Here is a 3838-nt window from a genome sequence, read left to right as displayed (position 1 = left end):
GCGCTCGCCCGAGCGCCCGCCGCGGTCGGCGCCGCGCGGGCCGCCGTCGCGCGCGCCGCCCTTGGCCTGGCGCTTGCCCGTCTCGCCCAGGTCCTCGAGCACCTCGGCGTCGAGCCCGGCGCGCGTCTGCGCGCCCTTCGGCAGGCGTCCCTTGGTGCCCTCGGGGATGTCGAGGTCCGTGTAGAGGTGGGGCGAGCTCGAGTAGGTCTCGACGGGCTCGGGGAAACCGAGGTCGAGCGCCTTGTTGATGAGGCCCCAGCGCGGCATGTCGTCCCAGTCGACGAACGTCACGGCCGTGCCCGTGCGCCCCGCACGCCCGGTGCGGCCCGTCCGGTGCAGGTAGGTCTTCTCGTCCTCGGGGCACTGGTAGTTGACGACGTGCGTGACGTCGTCGACGTCGATGCCGCGCGCCGCGACGTCGGTCGCGACGAGCACGTCGATCTTGCCCGAGCGGAACGCGCGGAGCGCCTGCTCGCGCGCGCCCTGGCCCAGGTCGCCGTGGATGGCGCCGGCCGCGAAGCCGCGCTCGGCCAGGTCGTCGGCGACCTTGGCCGCCGTGCGCTTGGTCCGCGCGAAGACGATCGTCAGCCCGCGCCCCTGCGACTGGAGGATGCGAGCGAGCACCTCGACCTTGTCGAGCGCGTGCGCGCGGTAGACGACCTGCTTGATCGCCTTGAGCGTGGCGCCGCCGTCGTCCGGGTCCTGCGCGCGGATGTGCGTCGGCTGCGTCATGTACCGCCGTGCCATCGCGACGACGGCGCCCGGCATCGTGGCCGAGAAGAGCATCGTGTGGCGCGACGCGGGGGTGCGGGCGAGCAGCTTCTCGACGTCGGGCAGGAACCCGAGGTCGAGCATCTCGTCGGCCTCGTCGAGTACGACGGTCCGCGCCCGGGCCAGGTCGAGGATGCCCTGGTTCATGAGGTCGATCATGCGGCCGGGCGTGCCGACGACGACCTCGACGCCGCGGGCGAGCGCCTCGACCTGGGGCTCGTAGGCGCGGCCGCCGTAGAGCAGCACGACGCGGACCTTGCGGTGCCTCGACGCGGTCTCGAGGTCGCCCGCGACCTGCACGGCGAGCTCACGCGTCGGCACGATGACGAGCGCCTGCGGCTTGCCCGGGGCGGGGAGCTGCTCGAAGCCCTCCTCGCCGGGCGCGACGACGTGCTCGAGCAGCGGGATGCCGAAGCCGAGCGTCTTGCCCGTGCCGGTCTTCGCCTGGCCGATGATGTCGTGCTTCGAGAGCGCGACCGGCAGGGTCATGGCCTGGATGGGGAACGGGTGGCTGATGCCGGCGTCGGACAGCGCGCGGACGATCTCGTCGCGGATGCCGAAGTCGGCGAACGAGGGGTTCTCGGTGCTCTGCACGCCCGAGGCGGCCTGGCCGGCCTCGTGCAGCTCGCTGTCGTCCGCCGCGTCGGGGAGGGCCGAGTCGGCGAGCGCCGCGTCGGTGGGCGGGGTGGCGTCGTCCCCGGCCGGCTCGAACGCCGTCGGGTCGGTGGTGCTGGTGGTCATGGTTCTCCGGTTGTCGGCCCGAGGGGCCACACGCGTCCGGCGACAGTTCGTCGCTCCGGAGCGGGCCGCGCCGCGGGCGGGGGCCGGCAGCCGATCGTGGAAGGCGCCGCCCGGGCGAGTGCGTCGTGCTGCGGGTCGTGCTCGTCGTGCTGGTGCAGCGTGCGCTCGCGGGCGAGGATGTCGGGACGACCGGTCAACCGATGTACACGCCGATCCTACCGGACCCGTGCGCGCGACGGGGTCTAGCCTGGCCCGATGACCTCCTCCGCCGTACCGGACCCTTCCGCACGCCCGACGGCGGGGGCCGCGGGCGGGGAGCAGCCGACCGGCGCCGCGACGTCGGCTCCCGCGTCGGGTGCGAGCGCCCGCGCCGTGCTCGGCATGATCGCCTACGGGCAGCTCGCCGCCTTCTCGAGGCTCGCGGCGGACGCGGCGCTGGCACCCGAGCTGGCGCAGCGGCTCGAGCTCAGCCGGCTGGCGGGCATCGCGCTGACGCGCCTCGAGCGCATCGGCGAGCGCACGAAGGAGCTGGGCGACGACCTCGAGCCGGTCATGGCGCCGTTCGCCGGAGCCCTGGTCGAGTTCGACGAGCGGACGTCTCCGGGCAGCTGGTGGGAGCGCCTGCTCAAGAGCTACGTCGGCTACGGGGTCGCCGACGACTTCAGCAGGATCGCCGCCGCGGGCCTCGACCCCGTCACGCGGGATCTCGTCCTCGACGTCCTGGCCGACGCGGGCCACGCGCACCTCGTCGTCGAGGCGCTCGCCGAGGCCGCGCGTCAGGACCCGACGCTCGCCTCGCGCCTGGCCCTGTGGGGGCGCCGGCTCGTGGGCGAGGCGCTCGGCGTCGTCCAGCGCGTGCTGGCCGACCACCCGGACCTGCGGGCGCTCGTCGGCGAGGAGCCGGACGCCCAGCAGCGGCTGTTCTCGTCGCTCACCGCCGAGCACAGCCGCCGCATGGAACGCCTCGGCCTGACGCCCTGACCGTCCGGGGCGGGTCGGCGTCCGACCCGGTCTGAGCGGGCCCGGTCAGAGGTTGTGGAAACCGACCTTGCGCGCCTCGTCGCCGCCGACCTCGACGTAGCCGAGCGCCGCAGCGGGGACGACGACACGCCGTCCGCGGGTGTCCGTGAGCTCGAGCGCGTTGCCGGTCTCGAGCGCCGTCCGGACGTGCTCGACGACCGCGTCGGAGGTCTGGTCGGTCTCCAGCACCAGCTCCCGTGCCACGTGCTGCACACCGATCGTGATCTCCACGCCCATCGCCTCCATGTGTCCTTCGGCTGTCCCGGTCATCCTAGGCAGGCCCGCGTCGCGCGGCCGCCCGTGTCCGCCCAGGGCTGATCGCGCAGGTGCCCGTCGTGCGTGCCGTGGTGCCGCGAGTGCGTCCGCGGTGTCAGCCCGCGTCGGAGCCCTCGCGGTCGCGCACGAAGCCCGCGACGCCGCGCCAGGCGAGCTGGGTGACCAGGTCGACCGTGTCGTCCACCCCGACGTCCTGGGTGCGGTAGCGCGACGTCGCGGCGACGCGTGCCATGCCGACGAGGGCGGTGCTGAGCAGGTCCGCGTGCTGCTGCGGCAGGCCCGCGAGCTCGCGGAGGGCGCGGCAGATCGCCCGCGCCGCGTCCGCCGAGGCCTGCTCGACGCGGGACCGCACGTCGCTGTCGCGCGTGACGTCGGACTCGAACAGCAGCGAGAACGAGTCCCCGGCGTGCTCGACGAACTCGACGTAGGCCTGGACGATGCCCCGCACGACCGCGCGTCCGCTCTGCTGCTCGCCGCGGTCCACCGCGGCGAGCGCCTCGTCCACCGCCGTCACGAGCGCCTCGCCGCGGTGGTCGACGACGGCGAGGTAGAGGTCCAGCTTGGAGGGGAAGTGCCGGTAGAGGACCGGCTTGCTCACCTCGGCGCGGTCCGCGATGTCGTCCATCGAGACGTGGTGGAAGCCCTCGCGCGCGAAGAGGTCCTGGGCGACGCCGAGCACCTGCGCCCGCCGCGCGTCGCGACCCATCCGGGTCGCACGGGGCCGGGGCTGCGGGGGCGTCACGCGTCGATGCTACCGACGCGTAGCGTCCAGCCACAGGGACCGATCGTCCCGGAAGGCGGTCACGTCACGGGCGTCGGGCGTGCTGACCGGGGCGTTCGACCGCGCCGCGGTGCCGCGCTCGCGAGGCGTACCTCGGACCCGGGACGCGACGCGGCCGCCCGCCGCAGGTGCGACCATGGGTCGATGCCCCGCCCTTCCGACGCCCCTCGTCGCGTGCGCCACCAGGCCGCCGCGCGCGTGCGTCGTGCGCGCGGGACCCGCGGCTCGGCTCCCGCAGCGGTGCTGGTG

At 74.8% G+C, this 3838-nt stretch carries 4 protein-coding genes; 1 reads left to right on the top strand and 3 read right to left on the bottom strand.

What is annotated here, in order from left to right; translation table 11 throughout:
• A partial coding sequence (locus ICW40_RS04035; protein ID WP_221652547.1) for a DEAD/DEAH box helicase occupies nt 1-1512 on the bottom strand: 1512 nt, incomplete at its 3' end.
• A gap of 255 nt (nt 1513-1767) precedes the next feature.
• Here ICW40_RS04035 and ICW40_RS04030 point away from each other — a divergent pair.
• Nucleotides 1768-2493, top strand: coding sequence for a ferritin-like fold-containing protein (locus tag ICW40_RS04030; RefSeq protein WP_221652546.1), 726 nt, complete (start codon nt 1768-1770; stop codon nt 2491-2493).
• A 45-nt stretch (nt 2494-2538) separates the two neighbouring features.
• Here ICW40_RS04030 and ICW40_RS04025 read toward each other — a convergent pair whose 3' ends face one another.
• Both ICW40_RS04025 and ICW40_RS04020 read right to left on the bottom strand, forming a co-directional pair.
• A complete protein-coding gene (locus ICW40_RS04025) occupies nt 2539-2778 on the bottom strand; it encodes a DUF3107 domain-containing protein (RefSeq protein ID WP_308121614.1) in 240 nt (79 codons plus the stop codon).
• 124 nt (nt 2779-2902) lie between these two features.
• Nucleotides 2903-3550: a TetR/AcrR family transcriptional regulator gene (locus tag ICW40_RS04020; protein ID WP_308121613.1), complete on the bottom strand. Its 648-nt coding sequence runs from the start codon at nt 3548-3550 to the stop codon at nt 2903-2905.
• Nucleotides 3551-3838 lie beyond the last annotated feature (288 nt).

The sequence above is a fragment of the Actinotalea ferrariae genome (genome assembly GCF_019733465.1).
GTDB classification, from domain to species: domain Bacteria; phylum Actinomycetota; class Actinomycetes; order Actinomycetales; family Cellulomonadaceae; genus Actinotalea; species Actinotalea ferrariae_A.
Note: the sequence above shows the minus strand (reverse complement) of the source record. Positions and strands in the feature narration are given on the sequence as shown.

Coding starts and splice junctions, on each gene's coding strand:
- ICW40_RS04025 (WP_308121614.1), bottom strand. CDS start 2,778: ATGGAGGCGATGGGCGTGGAGATCACGATCGGTGTGCAGCACGTGGCA.
- ICW40_RS04030 (WP_221652546.1), top strand. CDS start 1,768: ATGACCTCCTCCGCCGTACCGGACCCTTCCGCACGCCCGACGGCGGGG.